The organism is Sphingobacterium bovisgrunnientis (assembly GCF_009829085.1).
GTDB classification, from domain to species: Bacteria; Bacteroidota; Bacteroidia; order Sphingobacteriales; family Sphingobacteriaceae; genus Sphingobacterium; species Sphingobacterium bovisgrunnientis.
This window is the reverse complement of record NZ_WUQY01000126.1, coordinates 1-497: the sequence shown is the minus strand read 5'-3', so window position 1 is coordinate 497 and position 497 is coordinate 1. Positions and strand designations below refer to the sequence as shown.

1 protein-coding gene is annotated in these 497 nt (G+C 22.7%); it reads left to right on the top strand.

Going from position 1 to position 497, the window contains the following annotated elements; translation table 11 throughout:
* A partial coding sequence (locus GOQ16_RS18510) for a hypothetical protein (RefSeq protein WP_204987520.1) occupies positions 1 to 466 on the top strand: 466 nt, incomplete at its 5' end.
* Positions 467 to 497: the final 31 nt, after the last annotated feature.

Sequence of the window (497 nt, the reverse complement as noted above, 5' to 3'; positions counted from 1 at the left end):
TCATAAAAATGATATTATGGAAGAAGGAAATCATATCATGACCATAGAATACAAAGTATTATATACATTTACTAATTCAAATTATGGAAACATTTACTCTAAAAAACCCTATATAGAAATTCACAAAGAATGTAAAGACATATTGAATATTGTAGAACCAAACAAACAACTAAATCTATTACCAGAAATATATGAATTAGAAATATCTAAAACAAAACCAAATGTAACAGAAAAAATAGAAAATAATTCTTTAATAGTATTTAAAGATGGAAAATTAAGAAGAAATAATAGTACATCTATAATACCAAGAAAGAGCATAAATCGAGAAATAATGGTAAAAAGGAATATAGGAAGTATGCAAATATATGGAGAATATTATAATGGAATAGAATATATAAAAGGAAAAAATATCATAATTGATACAGGAGCAGCAAATTGTCATATATCACAAAATAAAGATATTTGATTAACAAAGAGAAAGATATTCTCCTTATAAA